A 15,903-nucleotide genomic window follows, 5' to 3' on the forward strand; every position below is an offset into this window, starting at 1 on the left:
GCGTTCAAGCCCGCTCAGCCAGCCTCCATCCAGCCCCCGTCCCACCGCACCCGAGGATCCCGAGCCCATGAGCCCCGCCGAAGGCGACCGTGACCCCCAGCGCATCCTGATCGTCGACGACGAGCCGGCGGTGCGCGAAGCACTCCAGCGCAGCCTCGCCTTCGAGGGGTACGACACGGAGGTCGCGGTCGACGGCGCCGACGCCTTGGACAAGGCGACGGCCTACCGGCCCGAGCTGGTGATCCTGGACGTCCAGATGCCCCGTATGGACGGCCTCACCGCCGCCCGCCGTATCCGCGGTGCCGGTGACACGACGCCGATCCTCATGCTGACCGCCCGTGACACGGTCGGTGACCGGGTGACCGGGCTGGACGCCGGGGCCGACGACTACCTGGTCAAGCCGTTCGAGCTGGACGAGCTGTTCGCCCGGGTCCGCGCGCTGCTGCGGCGCAGCTCCTACGCGGCGGCCGCCGGTGCGGGCGCGGCGGACAACGAGGCGCTGACCTTCGCCGACCTGCGCATGGACCTCGCGACGCGGGAGGTCACGCGGAGTGGGCGGCCTGTGGAGCTGACCCGTACCGAGTTCACGCTGCTGGAGATGTTCCTGGCGCACCCGCGCCAGGTCCTCACCCGGGAGCAGATCCTCAAGGCGGTGTGGGGCTTCGACTTCGAGCCGAGCTCCAACTCCCTTGACGTGTACGTCATGTACCTGCGCCGCAAGACCGAGGCCGGCGGCGAGCCGCGGCTCGTGCACACGGTGCGGGGTGTGGGGTATGTGCTGCGGCAGGGTGGGGCGGAGTGAGCAAGGTCGTACGCCGGTTCCGGGCCCTGCCGATCCGGGCCCGGCTGTCGATGCTGGTCGCCGCGGCGGTGGCGTTCGCGGTGGCGGCGGTTTCGGTGACGTGTTGGTTCATCGTGCAGGGGAAGCTCTACGAGCAGGTCAACGGCGACCTGAAGGAGATGGCACAGAGGCCCGGCACGGTCAACGCGCTTCTGCAGAGGTGCACTCAGACCCCGCAGGAGAACGACCAGGTGTTCCTCGGCCGGAACAACTACGTCCAGGCGATCAAGGCGGAGGGCGCTCCCTGCGTCGACCCGACCTCCCCGGGCACGGTCAATGTCACCGCCGCCGACAAGGACGTGATCAAGGGCGCGGACCGGGACAAGGCCTTCTTCCGCAACGGCACCGATGAGGACGGCGACGCCGTACGCGTGCTGACCGTGTACCTGGGCGTCGACCAGAACGACTCCCAAGGGGTCGCCGTGCAACTCGCGGTCTCCCTCAAGGGCACCCAGACCACCCTCAACGAACTCGCCCTCATCCTCCTCCTCGTCTCCGGCATCGGAGTCGTAGGTGCCGGAGCCGCCGGCCTGGCGGTGGCCCGCGCCGGTCTCCGCCCCGTGGACAAGCTCACCGAGGCCGTCGAACACGTCGCCCGCACCGAGGACCTGAGCGTCCGAATCCCGGTGGAGGACGAGAGCGAGGACGAGGTGGCCCGTCTCTCCCGTTCCTTCAACTCCATGACCTCCGCCCTGGCCAGCTCCCGCGAGCTGCAGCAACAGCTGATCGCGGACGCCGGCCACGAACTGCGCACCCCCCTCACCTCCCTGCGCACCAACATCGAACTCCTCACCCGCAGCGAGGAGACGGGCCGCCCGATCCCGGAGGCCGACCGCAAGGCACTGCTGGCCTCGGTGAAGGCGCAGATGACCGAACTGGCGTCGTTGATCGGCGACTTGCAGGAGCTGTCTCGCTCGGAGGGGCAGCGCGGCGAACGCGTCCAGGTGGTGTCGCTGGAGGACACGGTGGAGTCGGCCCTGCGCCGCGCCCGCCTCCGCGGCCCCGAGCTGACGATCACGGCCGACCTCCAGCCCTGGTACGTCCGCGCGGAACCGGCGGCGCTGGAGCGGGCTGTGGTCAACATCCTGGACAACGCGGTGAAGTTCAGCCCCGAGGGCGGCAGCATCGAGGTGCAACTCGGCGACGGCGTCCTCACCGTCCGCGACCACGGCCCCGGCATCCCCGCCGACGAACTCCCCCACGTCTTCGACCGCTTCTGGCGCTCCCCCAGCGCGCGGGCCCTGCCGGGCTCGGGGCTGGGCCTGTCGATCGTGGCCCGTACGGTCGAGCAGGCGGGCGGGCAGGTGACGCTGGCCCGCGCGGAGGGCGGCGGGACGGTGGCGACCGTACGGCTACCGGGGGCCGCTACTCCGCCGGCGGAGCCGGTGTAGGGAATTCAAGCGGGTCGGCTTCCTGTCCGCGTGGGCAGCCCTGATCGATGTGCTCCTTCGACGCGGAGGTCAGTGGAAGCCGAGCATGCCAGGAGAGTCGATGTCGACGGTGACCACGCCGGGCGGATAGTTCTGTTCACGGTCTGTGAGCAGAATCGACATCCCTGTGAACTCGGCACGCGGCAGTGCGCAGTAGAGGGCGTGGCAGGTGTCGGGGCCGCCGTAGCCATCCCTGATCATGGTGCCGACGGTGTGCGCCGAAATGGTGTTCAAGTCGTCGACGATGACCGAGGAGAACGCGAGAACTCGGTCCGCAGCCCCCGCGTCCTCCGACTCCGCCTGCATGAGGCAGAGAGCGGGAATCCGGAGCAGGTCGCCAGGGGAACTCGCCATGTTCCCCGCGAGGAGGTTCAGTGTCTTGTGGCCCTCCGCGAGCGCTCGGGTGGCACCGGTGTCCAGAATGATCACGCAGCCGCACCCTGCGCCTTGCGCATCTTCTCAGCAGCGATCTTGTAGATGTTGCCGAGCACGTCGGGCGCCTGGTCGAACTCCTCGTCGCTGATGCCGACGCCGATCACGTCACGGACGACCTTCCGGTCGGCCGCCACCCGCTGGGCAATCTGCTCTGCCGTCGGCTGCTCCGAGGCCAGCTGGTCGATGAGCTGTCCCAGAGTCATCCCGCGCTCCTTGGCGACCTGCGCGAGATGGTCGCGGGCCTGCCGGGAGACTTGAATGGTCGTGTTCCCTGCCATAGCTCCACCATAGACGCACCATGGCCTTCGGGTCCCGTTTCCCGCCTGATTCACCCCATGGTGTTGACGCCCTCCAGGAACGCGGACCAGGACGCCGCCGAGAAGACCAGCGGGCGAACGGGTCTTACTGTCGCGGACGGGGACGATGCCGGGGTGGCCGTCGGCGACCTCGACGCAATTCATGCCTCCCCCGTCGCTGTAGGACGAACGCGTGGGCACTGCCCGGCTCACGCCTCGGCCTCTCCGTGGCTCCAACAGGGCTTCCGCCTGGCGGAGTTGTTCACTCAAAGCGGCCGGGAAGGAGATCCACTTCCCGGCCGTTTCCCCCTACGCTTGAGGCGAGGGGGAGCCATGCTGAAGAATTCGCTACCGAAAATCGCTCTGTGGATCACGCTGAGTCTCGCGTTCACGGCCGGTGCGGTCGCGCTCCTCGTGCTGGCGGTGGTGTCGGGGTCGGACGAGGGGCCGCGCTCGGCAGGGGGCGGGTCGACCAGTTGGTACACCACACAGCCCCCGGAGACGTCTGATGACGCCGGCGACACAGGGGACACGATCCCGGAACCGAGCGATCCCGGCCAGGGAGCGACCCCGCGGCCGACCGACGCAGGGACCGAGGAGCCGACCGAGTTACCGACCGACGTAGGGACCGTGGGACCGACCGTGGATCCGAGCGAGCCCATCAATGCGACCACAGGCCCGAGCGAACTCCCGACCCCGGCGACCGTCGTGACCCAGACCGTCGTCGCGGTGCCCGCGGGCGGCGGTGGCGACGGCCCCGGCTCGCTGATCACGGCCTTCGGCTCCCTGCTGAGCGGTGCCGCAGCGGTCGGCACGCTGCTTCACGCCGTCCACCTGAGCCGGCAGAACCGCAGCGCGGCGGCGACGGACGACGACGCGAGGCCGGCGCCTAGTTCTTGAGGCCGGTCAGGAAGGCCGTCCACGAGGTCGTCCCGAAGACGAGTATCTGGCCGTCGTGCGGGATCTTGCTGTCGCGGACGGGGACTATGCCGGGGTGGCCGTCGGCGACCTCGACGCAGTTCGATGCTCCCCCGTCGCTGTAAGACGACTTGCGCCACACGGCCGTGGCCAGGTCGGGGGTTCGGTTCATGATCTGCACTCCTCCAGAAGGCGCCTGATGAACGCCGTCGACTCCGCCAGGGTCAGAGCCGCGTCCCTGACCAGATCGTAGGACAAGCGGAAGGCCAAAACCCTGTCCGGATCCTCGAATAGCTGGCCGAAGCCGTTGCCTTCCACGTAGGCAACGGGGTCACCGACTCGCTGCCACAGCAGGATGAGGTCGCTGCTCATGAGGTCGTGCACCCCGACGGTGAAAGGCAGCACCTGCAATGCCACCGACGGCATTTCCGCCGCCTCCAGCAGGTGGGACAACTGGTCCGCCCACACCTTCGTGTCGGGAACCGGCCGCCGAAGCGCCCCCTCGTCCAGGATCACGCGGACGCTCGGCGCCGGTTCGCGGTACAGCAGTTCCTGCCGCCCCATGCGAAACGCCACCTGCTCTTCGACTTCCTCGCCGTTGCCAGCCGTTGTCTGAGCTCCAGACAACCCTGACAACACCGCGCGTGCATAGTCCTCGGTCTGCAACAAGCCCGGCACACGCAGTTGGAACATCCACATGACCCGCGCCGTCGCCTCCCGCTCCATGAACCCCTTGTACTTGTCCTTAGCGACTTCCTTCCGCGCGTCACGCCACAGGCGAACCAGCAGGTCACCGGTGCTGTAGTACGCGTCCAGGTCCTCCATGACCGCCGCCTTGGACAGCCGTTGTCCCGACTCCAGACGACTCAGATAGCTCTTGTCGTACCCCGTCTCGTCGGCCAGTTGCCCCAGCGACTTACCGGCCTTCTCCCGGAGGGTCTTCAGCGTCCGCCCCAGCTCGGCACGCCCCGACTCCCGCTCCCCGTCAACGACTTCGCCCACGTCACCCCTCTCCGTTGCCTGGCGCCCCAGACAACACCGAACCCCTTCCGCAGCGTACGCCGCACCTGTGACGATCGAGGCACGAACGGTAATCACCGCTCGTCAAAGCCACTGCCATGCCAAAACCCCCGCGACCGATGCAGCTCGGCCCGGGGGCGTGGCCGACGCTTATCAAGGAGCGCCGACATGCGTGAACGTACCGCCGGACTCATCGCATCGCTACTACTTGCACTCGTACGAGCGCTGCTGCCGACCCGGGAACGGCACCGAGCAGCCCCGCCCCAACTCCCGCTCATCGAGCAGCGGTTGGCCGCACCTCCCCGCCACCCCGCCCACGTATGCCCCTGCGAGCGTGAACGCATCCTGCAACGCCGCCGCGCCCTCTGGATCGCCTACGGCATCGACGCGATCCCGCGCCCCATCAGCGGAGCGGAGGTCTCCGCGTGAGCGTCACCGAAGAGCCGCCGGCACCGGACACCTGCGCACTCCGCCTCCTCCCCTGGACCACCCCCGACGGCAAACCCTGCTACCTCAGCACCGACAGCGACCGCAGCAGGCTCTCCCTGCTCGCCGACGACATCGAGGCGGCCCAACTGGACTCGGGCGAACAGGTACTCGTCGGCGCCAGGGCCGTCCTCGCCGACCCCAAGGCGGGCGAACGCGCCGTACGCTTCGCGCTCACCCGTGCCACGGAGTCCTTGGAGGACGCACTCCGCATCTCGGTCAGCCGTGGTGACCGCATCCGGGCAGGTGGAAGGTGACACGCCCATCCATCGCCACCCCAGCCGGAGAAGAGGAACCGATCAAGGCCCACGAGGTGGATCCGAACTCCTGTCAGAGAACCCCCGAGGCGATCCGCGCGGCGACGTGACGAGGATGGGAATGCCTACGACGCCGACAACCGGCCCATCGACGCGGGTAGGTGTGGGTGAGCGCTTATGCGATCGCGTCCAACCGTCACGTCGTGATCAACGTCGTCGACCTGGTAGCCCTCTGATCATTCCGATGCCCGGACCCCGGTCACCTCAACTCGCCCGGAGAGGTCGGCCGTTCGGCCGAGGCAAGGGGGTTGGAACGCAGGCTGAGCCTGGCCATTCGGCTGAGGCGCGAGGGAGGCGAGTGGCGCGAGAGTTGTGGTGCGGCGCCCGGTCCGACGCACTCCCCCCCCCAGGCCGGGCCGGGCGCCCATGCAGGCGCGCGAGCGCGGGCGCGGGACGTGATCGCAAGGAGGAGTAAAGGCCGACAGACCGCCTCCCCCAACTGTCAATTCCCTGTCATGAACACCCGATCCCGACCCTACCCACCAGTTCTCTGCAACTCTTCGTGGCTGTCAGACAGGTGCCGGACGTACCCGTCGGCACCGTGCAACAGCACACAGGAGTGAGCCACCCCCATGCGACTCATTCGCACATCGAAGCTCAGGAAGAGCGCCAGGAACGGCGTCAAGAAGAGCGCCCTGATCACCGCCTCCACCGCCCTCGCGATAGCCGGCGTACTGACCGGCACCGGTTCCGCGCAGGCGGCCGGGAACGGGCCGGGCGGGGCGTCGAACATCCGGGGTACGGACCCCGGGAACACCGACCTGCTGGTCGAGCGGCTCTGCAACCAGGAGCCGAGCCTGACCGGCGTCTACGGCGCGTACAACGTGGACACCGGCGAGTTCAAGACCCAGGACGAGTACCTGCGGGACGTCTTCGGGCTGTGGAAGCCGGCGGGGCCGTGGGAGCTGTTCCGCGGCTGGTGCGGTTATGCCGAGGCCTCGACCTGGTCCACCAAGGGCGAGACGGTCCGCACGTCCCCGTGGATCGGCAACCGCGGCTCGACGGACGACAAGGAGACCTTCGTCAGCGGCTACAGCACCAAGACGTTCGCCAAGAAGAGCGTCGGCGGCACCATCAACCTCTCCCTCGCCAAGAGCATCTTCTCGGGCGGCGTGGGCGGCAGCGCCGGCTACGAATGGGGCTGGGAGAAGACGTCGTCCTTCGAGCGGCGCAGCGAGAAGTCCATCCCGCCGTGCACCCAGGTCGCCGTGACCTGGACGCCGTACCAGCGCGTGGTGCGCGTGAACCCGATCTTCCAGGTCGAGGACTACCAGTGGAACAAGGGCGACGGCGACGTCACCGCGCACACCTGGCGCGGCCGGGACGCCGGCTGGAAGACGATCTACTCGTACGGCTACTACATCGACGGCACCTCCGACAAGCTCCTCCCCAACGGCCAGCCCGACGGCCGTGAGGACAAGGTGGAGGAGAAGCTGGACCCCAACACCTGCGCCAAGTAAGCCATCTGTAGGGCTCTCAGGGCTCTCAGAAGGCGGCAACCTTTCCGTTCCGTGCGGCGACTGGTCCCCGGATCATCCCCCCGCACGGAACGGATCGCCGCATGAGTGAGCAGCACAGCAAGGCCCGTCACCGCAGAAGCAGGACGGCTCTGGCGGTCGGTGTGCCGCTGGCCCTGACCGCGTCCGGAGTTCTCGCCTACGGCACGGACTTCGGCCTCCTCGGCTCCGGCGCCCAGCAGCAGGCCGCCGCCGCGACCGCCGCCGCCCCCGCCTGGGCGACCGCCGCCGCCGACGGGTTCGCCTCCGTCAACTCCCTCGGGCAGAAAGGCACTTACGGTGGCCGCGACGGTCAGACCGTGACCGTGCGGACACAGGCCGAGCTGGAGAAGTACGCGACGGCCGCCGAGCCGTACGTCATCGTCGTGGCCGCCGCCATCAACATGAATCCGGCCGGGAAAGAGATCAAGGTCCAGTCGGACAAGACCATCGTCGGGTCCGGGACGTCCGGGCACATCGTCGGCGGCGGCTTCTTCCTCGGCTCCGGCGTGCACAACGTGATCATCCGGAACCTGACCATCCGGGACTCGTACCAGGGCGTCTGGAACGACAAGGATCACGACTTCGACGCCATTCAGATGGACGGCGCGCATCACGTCTGGATCGACCACAACGATCTGCGGCACATGGCCGACGGGCTCATCGACGTCCGCAAGGACAGCACGAACGTGACCGTCTCCTGGAACAAGCTGAGCCAGAACAACAAGACCTTCGGCATCGGCTGGACGGACAACGTCAAGACGGACATCACGATCCACCACAACTGGTTCCGCGAGATCGAGCAGCGCAACCCGTCCACCGACAACGCCGCCCACGCGCACCTCTACAACAACTTCCTGGAGGACGCGGCGGGGACGGACATCAAGTCGTCGTACGGCAACTACTCGCGCGGCAAGACGGCCATGGTCCTGGAGAACTCCTACTTCCAGGGCATGAACAACCCCGTCACCAAGGACAGCACCGCGAGCATCGTCCAGAAGGGCAACACGTTCGTCGGCACCAGCGGGCGCAACGAGAGTGGCGGTACCGCCTTCGATCCGAAGGCTTACTACAGCTACACCCTCGACAAGACGGCGGACGTGCCCTCGCTCCTCAAGGCCGGTGCGGGACCGCGTAGTTCGATCGGTACGACGGCCACGACCAAGGCCGCCGCCACCACCCTCACCGTCGCCAAGGACGGCTCGGGGCAGTACTCGACCGTGCAGGCCGCCATCAACGCCGTACCGGCGAACAACCCCTCCCGCGTCGTCATCCAGGTGAAGCCGGGCACGTACCGCGAGGCGGTGACCGTACCGGCGAACAAGCCGCACGTGACGATCGTCGGGACCGGGGCAAGCCGCAAGGACACCGTCATCGTCGAGGGACACGCCGCCGGCATGACCAAGCCCGACGGCTCGGGGACGTACGGGACGCCCGGCAGCGCCACCCTCAGCATCAAGGCCGACGACACCCAGCTGCGCAACCTCAGCGTCACCAACGACTTCAACGAGGGCGCCAACCAGTCCCTCCCCGGCCACCAGGCGGTGGCCGTGCTGACCATGGCCGACAAGGTGTTCCTCGACGGCCTCATCATCACCGGCGACCAGGACACCCTGGAGATGGAGACGGCCGCCAAGGGCACGCTCGGCCGGGTCTACGTCGCGAACTCCTACATCCTCGGCAACGTCGACTTCATCTTCGGCCGCGGCAGCGCCGTCATCGACCGGTCGGTCATCACGCTGCGCAAGCGCTGGGACGGCTCGTCCGCCGGATACGTCACCGCGCCGAGCACCGAGGGCAACCGCAAGGGCATCCTCATCACCCGCTCGACCGTGGGCGGCGATGTGAGCAACGGCAGTTTCTTCCTCGGCCGCAACTGGCACCCCGGCGGCGACACGACCGTCGACCCGCAGACCACGGTGCGGGAGACGAGCCTGAGCGCCGCGATCAAGTCCACCCCCTGGTCGGACATGGGCGGCTTCCCCTGGAAGGACGACCGCTTCGCCGAGTACAAGAACACCGGCGCGGGCTCCGGTTCCGCGAGCTCCAACCGGCCTCAGCTGACCGACGCCCAGGCGGCCGGGCAGGAGGTCGCGGACTGGCTGGGTAACTGGACGCCGTCGGCTTCCTGAGCCCCCTCACCGGCCTCGCCCAGACGCTGGGCGGGGCCGGCCTGCCCGCCACGGGCACGAGCGGAGTCATCGAACACACCGCGAAACACCAAGGCCGTACCAACAACCGATCATGACTTCGCCGCACCCGTCCATGATTCAGCAAGGTGAAATTCTGGTTCGAATTTCGGGCGTACGTTCCACCCCGTGAACTCCGACAGATCCGCCGGCTCACAGCCGGCCAGCGCCGCTCACAAGCGGTTCGCTCTCCCCTCGCTCGCCCGCCGCGCACTCCTGCGGGCCGGGCTGACCGGGGCCGCAGCGCTCGGGACCACCGCCGCCCTCGGCACGGCCACCGCCTCCGCCGCACCCGCGCCCCCCACCTCCCGCCGCCGCCCCGGCACCCCCGCGGAAGCCCTGCGTGAGCTGGCCGCGGGCAACCAGCGCTGGCGCACCTTCCGCGAGCGGCACCCCGACGAGTCGCCCGCCGTACGGCAGAGCCTGACGTCGAGTCAGCACCCCTTCGCCGTCGTCCTCGGCTGCATCGACTCCCGGGTGCCGCCGGAGCTGGTCTTCGACCAGGGGCTCGGTGACCTGATGACCGTGCGCTCCGCCGGTGAGGTCCTGGACGAGGCCGTGCTCGGCAGCGTCGCCTACGGTGTGCTCGAACTGGACATCCCGCTGGTCGTGGTGCTCGGGCACCAGTCGTGCGGCGCCGTGAAGGCGGCCGTCGCGGCCGACGAGTCCGGCGATCGGCTCCCCGCCCACATCCAGTACATCGCCGACCAGATAGCGCCCAACATAGACCGCACCCAGGAGGGCGACGCCCGCGTCGACTCCACCATCGACGCCAACGTACGGGCCGTCCACGCCCGCCTCGCCGCGGAACCGGACCTCGCCGCGAAGGTGGCCTCCGGCGAACTGGCCATCGTCGGCGCCCGCTACGAACTGGACACACAGCGCGTCCACCGGGTCGCCTGACGCCCAGACGGCGACACGACACACGGTATGCCCGGCGACCTCAGTGGAGGCCGCCGGGCATACCGTGTGAAACCTACCCTCACAGCCTCAGAACCAGCGTCTCCTCCGTCCACACCCCCGCCGTCGGCCCCGCCAGCCGCGCATACGCGCCTCCCCGTGCCACCAACTCCGTGTGCGTGCCCGCCTCCACCAGTCGGCCCTCGTCCACGACCAGCACGCGGTCCGCGTCGGGGGCCAGGGTCAGGTCGTGGGTGATCAGGATCGTCGTGCGGCCGGACATCAGTCGTCGCAGGGGCTGTACAACCTGGCGGGCGGCCACCGAGTCGAGGCCGGCCGTCGGTTCGTCGAGGAGCAGGACGGGGGCGGAGCGCAGCATCGCGCGGGCGATGGTGATCCGCTTCAGCTGGCCGCCGGAGAGGGCCGCCGTGCCGGGGGCGATGTGGGTGTCGTATCCCTCGGGGAGCGCGGCGATGAAGTCGTGCGCCGCCGCCGAACGCGCCGCCCGCTCGATGTCCTCGTCGCTCGCGCCGGGGCGGCCGCACGCGATGTTCTCGCGGACGGTGCCGTTGAGGATCAGCGTCTCCTGCGGGAGCAGGGCGACGTTCTCGCGCAGGAAGTCCAGGCGCATGTCGGTGAGCGGCACGCCGTCCAGGGTGATCACGCCCGCCGACGGGTCGTAGAAGCGTGTGAGCAGCTTGGACGTCGTCGACTTGCCCGCGCCGCTCGCGCCCGTGACGATCACGAGCTCGCCGGGGGCGGCCGTGAAGGTCACGTCGGTCAGCGACTCCCTGGCGGCGCCCGGGTAGCGGAAGGACACCCCGTGGAAGCCGACCCAGCCCCGCACCGGCCACTCGGCCACCGGGCGGGCGGGGTCCGTCACGGCCGGCTCGGCGTCCAGGATCTCGCCGAGGCGCTGGGCGCCGGCCGTGGCGGCGGTGAGGGTGAGGCCGAGCTGGCCGAGGCTGCGGACCGGCGGGTAGAGGTAGCCGATGAAGGCGGCGAAGGCGAGGAGCTGGCCCAGGGTCATGCGGCCCGCCGAGATCTCCCACACCCCCAGCCCGATCACCGCGAGCACGCACACCGTCTCGACGACCTCGACGAGCTGCTCGTACATCTCGCTCAGCCGCGCCCCGCGCACGGACGCCTTCATCCAGGCCCGCGCCTCGCGGTCGAGCCGCTTCTCCTCGTCGCCGCTGCGGTTGTAGGCCTGGGTCAGCACCACGTTGCCCAGCGACTCCTCGACCACCGACGTGATGGCGCCGTCGGCGACCCGTTCGTCCTGGGCGGCGGTGCGGATACGGCCGCCGAAGCGTCGGGCGGCCAGCAGGAACAGGGGCGCCAGGACGAGGGTCGCGAGGGCCAGGTCCCAGCGGAGGTACAGGGCGGCGGCCGCGTAGAAGACGGCCGAGAAGGCGGCGGAGACCGTGCCGACCACGCCGGAGACGACCATCTGCTCGATGGCCTCGACGTCACCGGTGAGCCGCTCGACGAGGTCGCCGCGCCGGTGCTTCTGGAAGAAGTGGGGTGGCAGGTTCTGGGTGTGCCGGAAGACCTTCGCGCGCAGCCGCAGCACGAATCTCTCGGCGGTCCAGGTGGCGAGCGAGTTGCCGAGGTAGCCGACCAGCGCGCCCAGCGCGGCGACGCCCAGCCAGGCCGCCGCCGGGCCCCAGAAGGCGGCCAGGGAACCGGCCTTCAGCGCGTTGTCGGTGAGTTCCGCGAACAGCAGGATCGAGGCGGTCTCGGCCAGCGCGGCCACGACGACGCAGGCCACGATCACCAGCAGCCACTTCCGGTCGCCCCGCGTCAGCGGCCAGAACCGCCGGAACGCCGTACGCACTTCCCTCATGCTCAACTCCCTTTCCCGGCGCCGGAGAAGGCTTCCGGACATGACCGAGGCGGGGCCCCGGAGCCCGAGCGCTCCGGTGACCCCGCCTCGTCGGTCGGCTCAGCCCTTGTGTGCGACCGGGCGGCGCTTCGGGGCGGACTTCTTCGCGCAGTCCTTATTCTTGGCGGCCGGCGCCGGGGCGGCGGGCTTGCGGGTCTTCTTGACGGGGGCGATCTTGTGGAAGCTCATGAGGTGATACCTTTCCTGTGAATTACTTGGATTTACTTAGGTGAATTCTTTGTCAGTCCCGGTGGCCCACGGGTCGACGCTTCGGAGTGACCTTCTTGGCCGCCTTCTTCTTGGGCGCGGGGACGGCGGGCTTGCGGGTCTTCTTCACCGGGGCGATCTTGTGGAAGCTCATGCGGCTCTCCTTGTTTGCTTTCGCGTCGTTCGCTTTCGACATGGAAAACATTACGGGATGCCGGAGCCGGAAAAAGCCGAATCGGCTGAGACCTCAATGAATTGAGCCTGAGATCGATTTTTAGGGAATCCCGGGAACCGAAGCAGAATTCACACAGGATTTATTACGGGCATCAGCGCGAGCGCCCGACCGCCAGCCCCGACCCCTCCAACCGCACCCTGATCCCGTCCTCCTCCACCCGCACGTCCCGCAGCCGCAGCCGCCCGCTCGGCGGCTCTGGCAGCCGGAAGCCCAGGGACAGCTGGTCGGCGAGGACCGGGCGGGTGAGCCGGGGCAGGGCGTCGAGAAGCGCGGGGTCGAAGCCGAGGAGCTTGAGCAGCTCGGGGTGTTCCAGGGCCAGGTCGATGAGGTTGAGCTTCATCGCGCGGTGGGCGAAGCGCGGGGTACCGGTCAGGTCGGTGAGCTTGGACTCGTTGCGCAGCGCCTCGCGCACGACGGAGTCGGGGACCCCGAGCCGCCGTACGACCGACGGGACCGACAGCAGCGCCTTCGCCTTACGGGTCTCGTGGGCGAGGCGGGCCACCGACTGCCGGCTCAGGTGCAGGCCCTCCGAGGCGCGGGCGCCGGGGCGATACGTGGCCAGCTCCCCGATGTCCAGGCGCATTCCGCCGATGTGCGTCGCGATGCCGCTGTCGCCCTCGCGCACGATGCGGGCCTCGGCACGGAGCCGGAGGTCATGGCCGGCGACGGGCAGTGTGCCGCGCGCCCGGACCCGGTCGTGGCCCTCGCCGGTGAACGTGACCTGGGACGCGCCGAGTTCACGGTTCAGGTCGGCGAAGGAGAGCAGGACGTCGCCCTCCAGGTGGGGGACGTCGGCGCCGCGCACCGACGCCGGGCCGTCGGTGTCCAGTCGTACGTCCGACGCCGTCGCCGTCACCTGGGCCAGCGAGACCCGGTCGGCAGCCACGTCGGGGACGGTGACCTTCACCGAGTCCAGCCGCTCGTCGGCGAGTTGGGTGAGGAAGGGGAAGCCGTCGATCTCCACCTCGGGGGCCGCGGCCAGATCGAGGCGGTCCTTGAGGGCGGCCGCCGCTCTGCGCTCGGTGTACAGCAGGGCCCAGCGGTCGGCGAGGCCGAGGAAGGCGGCGAGGACGACGAGGCCGACGACCGCCTTCAGCGCGAGGGGAAGCCCCGCGAAACGGCCGCGGCGGCGTCGGCCGCTGCGGCGGTGGTTGGGCGGGGCCCAGGGATCGTCCTGGGCCTCCGCCTCGTCACGCTCGTCCGGTACGTCCTCGTGGAAGAACTCGTCCAGCGGACCGGGGTCCTGTGGGCCGACGTCGCGCGGACCGTCGTCCAGCCTGCCGAGCTCCTCATACGGGTTCGTATAGGGATGCGTCGTTATGTGGTGGGGGGAACGCATCGGCCCATCCGACCATGCGCACGCCCCCCACCCGCAACCGCAACCGGAGGTATGCGATCTAGTTCACGTCAGTTCACGTCCTACTGCACGACCGTGATCCGGTTGGCCGCCGGCGGCGCGATCGGGTTCGTCGCCGAGGAGTTGGCCGTCAGGTACTTCTCCAGCGCCGTCAGGTCGTCCGAGCCGACCAGGTCGTTCGTGCCCTGGCCCAGCGTCGGGAAGCCGTCGCCGCCGCCCGCGAGGAAGCTGTTGGTGGCGACGCGGTAGGTGGCCGCCGGGTCGATGGCGGCGCCGTTCAGCTTGATCGAGTCCGTCACCACCCGGTCCGCACCCGACTTGGTCAGGTCCAGCGTGTACGTCAGACCCGACGAGGGCTGCAGGACCTTCGGCGACGCCGCGTTCGTGCCGCTGACCTGCTCCTTGAGCACCTGGATCAGCTGTGCGCCGGTGAAGTCCTGGAGGTTCACGGTGTTGGAGAACGGCTGCACGGTGAAGCCCTCGGCGTACGTCACCACACCGTCGCCCTCACTCGCCTTGGCCGCGTAGGTGAGCGGTGCCCGGACGCCGCCCGGGTTCATCAGCGCCAGATCCGTCTCCGGGTCCAGCTCCTTGCCGTGCGCGAGCTGCGCGTCGGCGATCAGGTCGCCGATCGGTGACTCGGTGCCGGTGTTGGAGATGTCGGCGGAGATGTAGCCGATCGCGCGGTTGCCGATGGGCGCCGCGAGGGTGTTCCACTTGCTGATCAGCTCGGTCATGTCGGGCGCCTTGGCGACGGTCCGGGTGACCACGTGGTTCGCCGACTTCACGGACGTACGGGCGATGTCGCCGGTGAAGCGGTCGTACGTCAGCGTCGTGTCGGTGTAGAGGCGGCCGAAAGACGCGGCCGAGGTCACCATGCGCGGCTTGCCGGCCGGGTCGGGGACCGTGCAGACGTAGGCGGCGTGGGTGTGGCCGGTGACCAGCGCGTCGACCTGCGGCGTGATGTTCTTCGCGATGTCGACGATCGGGCCGGATATGCCGTCACCGGCGCCCGGGGAGTCGCAGTTGTAGTTGTACGACCCCGAAGCCGGCAGCCCGCCCTCGTGGATCAGGGCGACGATCGACTTCACGCCCTGGCGCTGGAGCACCTTGGCGTACTTGTTGATCGTCTCGACCTCGTCCTTGAACTTCAGGCCCTTGACGCCGTCCGCGGAGACGACACCGGGGGTGTCCTCCAGGGTCACGCCGATGAAGCCGACCTTGACGTCCTTCTTCTTCCACACCCAGTAGGGCTTGAGGATCGGCTTGTCGGTCTTCTCGTCGAGGACGTTCGCGGCGAGGTAGGGGAAGTCGGCGCCCTCGAACTCCTCGTCCGCGTAGCAGCCGGCCGTCGGGTGGCAGCCGCCCTTCTGGAGGCGGGCCAGTTCCTTGGCGCCCTCGTCGAACTCGTGGTTGCCGACCGAGGTGACGTCCAGGTCGAGCTTGTTCAGCGCCTCGATGGTGGGCTCGTCGTGGAAGAGGCCCGAGATCAGCGGGGACGCGCCGACCATGTCGCCGCCGGCCGCGGTGATGGAGTACTTGTTGCCCTCGCGGGCCTCACGCAGATGGGTGGCGAGGTACTCCACGCCGCCCGCGTCGATGGTCTTCGTCGTGCCGTCGTGCTGCACCTCGGTGACCCGGCCGGAGGAACCGGCCGGCGGCTCCAGGTTGCCGTGCAGGTCGTTGAAGGACAGCAGCTGCACGTCCTGGTAGCGGCTGAACTGGTGACCGCCGCCGTGCTTCTCGGCGCTCTCCGCCGACGCCGTCGCGGGAAGCGCCGCGGCCAGCGCGCCGACGGTGGCGAGACCGGCGGCTCCGGCGAGGAGAAGGTGAGTACGGCGTCTGCGGCGCTGGTGCGCCTGGGACTCGGCTGGCATACGCCCCCCTG

The 15,903-nt window shown here is 69.3% G+C and carries 16 protein-coding genes; 8 read left to right on the forward strand and 8 right to left on the reverse strand.

All coding sequences use genetic code 11. The features are described from left to right. The first annotated feature begins 67 nt into the window (after positions 1-67). A complete protein-coding gene (locus ACIA8X_RS42000) occupies positions 68-802 on the forward strand; it encodes a response regulator transcription factor (RefSeq protein ID WP_399460520.1) in 735 nt (244 codons plus the stop codon). Further along, positions 799-2,232, forward strand: coding sequence for an ATP-binding protein (locus ACIA8X_RS42005; RefSeq protein WP_399460521.1), 1,434 nt, complete (start codon positions 799-801; stop codon positions 2,230-2,232). Before ACIA8X_RS42000 ends, ACIA8X_RS42005 begins: the two co-directional genes overlap by 4 nt. 69 nt (positions 2,233-2,301) lie before the next feature. Here the strand turns inward: ACIA8X_RS42005 and ACIA8X_RS42010 are convergent, their stop codons facing one another. Then, positions 2,302-2,700, reverse strand: a complete 399-nt coding sequence (locus ACIA8X_RS42010) for a hypothetical protein (protein WP_393452239.1) — start codon at positions 2,698-2,700, stop codon at positions 2,302-2,304. Further along, entirely contained in the window at positions 2,697-2,984 is a 288-nt protein-coding gene (locus ACIA8X_RS42015; RefSeq protein WP_399460546.1) for a hypothetical protein, read from the reverse strand. The genes ACIA8X_RS42010 and ACIA8X_RS42015 overlap by 4 nt, the downstream gene beginning before the upstream one ends. A 351-nt stretch (positions 2,985-3,335) precedes the next feature. On the opposite strand from ACIA8X_RS42015, the gene ACIA8X_RS42020 reads away from it, so the two are divergent. Then, a complete protein-coding gene (locus ACIA8X_RS42020) occupies positions 3,336-3,902 on the forward strand; it encodes a hypothetical protein (RefSeq protein ID WP_399460522.1) in 567 nt (188 codons plus the stop codon). Here the strand turns inward: ACIA8X_RS42020 and ACIA8X_RS42025 are convergent. Together ACIA8X_RS42025 and ACIA8X_RS42030 are read right to left on the reverse strand one after the other, a co-directional pair. Continuing rightward, a complete protein-coding gene (locus ACIA8X_RS42025) occupies positions 3,892-4,092 on the reverse strand; it encodes a DUF397 domain-containing protein (RefSeq protein WP_393452234.1) in 201 nt (66 codons plus the stop codon). The genes ACIA8X_RS42020 and ACIA8X_RS42025 overlap by 11 nt on opposite strands. Beyond that, on the reverse strand, positions 4,089-4,922 hold the full coding sequence (locus tag ACIA8X_RS42030; protein WP_399460523.1) for a helix-turn-helix domain-containing protein: 834 nt from the start codon (positions 4,920-4,922) through the stop codon (positions 4,089-4,091). The genes ACIA8X_RS42025 and ACIA8X_RS42030 overlap by 4 nt, the downstream gene beginning before the upstream one ends. Positions 4,923-5,108: 186 nt before the next feature. On the opposite strand from ACIA8X_RS42030, the gene ACIA8X_RS42035 reads away from it, so the two are divergent. The 5 genes from ACIA8X_RS42035 (at position 5,109) to ACIA8X_RS42055 (ending at position 10,331) form a co-directional block, all read left to right on the forward strand. Then, positions 5,109-5,369, forward strand: a complete 261-nt coding sequence (locus ACIA8X_RS42035) for a hypothetical protein (RefSeq protein ID WP_399460524.1) — start codon at positions 5,109-5,111, stop codon at positions 5,367-5,369. Beyond that, positions 5,366-5,683, forward strand: coding sequence for a hypothetical protein (locus ACIA8X_RS42040; protein ID WP_393452226.1), 318 nt, complete (start codon positions 5,366-5,368; stop codon positions 5,681-5,683). Before ACIA8X_RS42035 ends, ACIA8X_RS42040 begins: the two co-directional genes overlap by 4 nt. A 632-nt stretch (positions 5,684-6,315) precedes the next feature. Then, the gene (locus tag ACIA8X_RS42045) at positions 6,316-7,203 is read left to right on the forward strand and encodes a hypothetical protein (RefSeq protein WP_399460525.1); all 888 of its coding nucleotides are present in this window, start codon (positions 6,316-6,318) and stop codon (positions 7,201-7,203) included. A 101-nt stretch (positions 7,204-7,304) separates the two neighbouring features. Further along, on the forward strand, positions 7,305-9,371 hold the full coding sequence (locus tag ACIA8X_RS42050) for a pectinesterase family protein (RefSeq protein ID WP_399460526.1): 2,067 nt from the start codon (positions 7,305-7,307) through the stop codon (positions 9,369-9,371). 186 nt (positions 9,372-9,557) lie between these two features. Next, positions 9,558-10,331, forward strand: coding sequence for a carbonic anhydrase (locus ACIA8X_RS42055; protein ID WP_393452217.1), 774 nt, complete (start codon positions 9,558-9,560; stop codon positions 10,329-10,331). A gap of 79 nt (positions 10,332-10,410) precedes the next feature. On the opposite strand, the gene ACIA8X_RS42060 is transcribed toward ACIA8X_RS42055, so the two are convergent. From ACIA8X_RS42060 to ACIA8X_RS42075, 4 genes are all read right to left on the reverse strand, one after another. After that, positions 10,411-12,177: an ABC transporter ATP-binding protein gene (locus ACIA8X_RS42060; RefSeq protein WP_399460527.1), complete on the reverse strand. Its 1,767-nt coding sequence runs from the start codon at positions 12,175-12,177 to the stop codon at positions 10,411-10,413. A 99-nt stretch (positions 12,178-12,276) separates the two neighbouring features. Continuing rightward, positions 12,277-12,405 carry a hypothetical protein gene (locus ACIA8X_RS42065; RefSeq protein WP_393452211.1) on the reverse strand — a complete coding sequence of 43 codons (129 nt, stop codon included), beginning with the start codon at positions 12,403-12,405 and terminating at the stop codon, positions 12,277-12,279. Positions 12,406-12,749: 344 nt separating this feature from the next. Continuing rightward, positions 12,750-13,997: a DUF2993 domain-containing protein gene (locus tag ACIA8X_RS42070; RefSeq protein ID WP_399460528.1), complete on the reverse strand. Its 1,248-nt coding sequence runs from the start codon at positions 13,995-13,997 to the stop codon at positions 12,750-12,752. Positions 13,998-14,077: 80 nt separating this feature from the next. After that, positions 14,078-15,892, reverse strand: coding sequence for a bifunctional metallophosphatase/5'-nucleotidase (locus ACIA8X_RS42075; RefSeq protein WP_393452205.1), 1,815 nt, complete (start codon positions 15,890-15,892; stop codon positions 14,078-14,080). Positions 15,893-15,903: the final 11 nt, after the last annotated feature.

It is taken from the genome of Streptomyces sp. NPDC051738 (assembly GCF_044453205.1).
GTDB lineage: Bacteria > Actinomycetota > Actinomycetes > Streptomycetales > Streptomycetaceae > Streptomyces.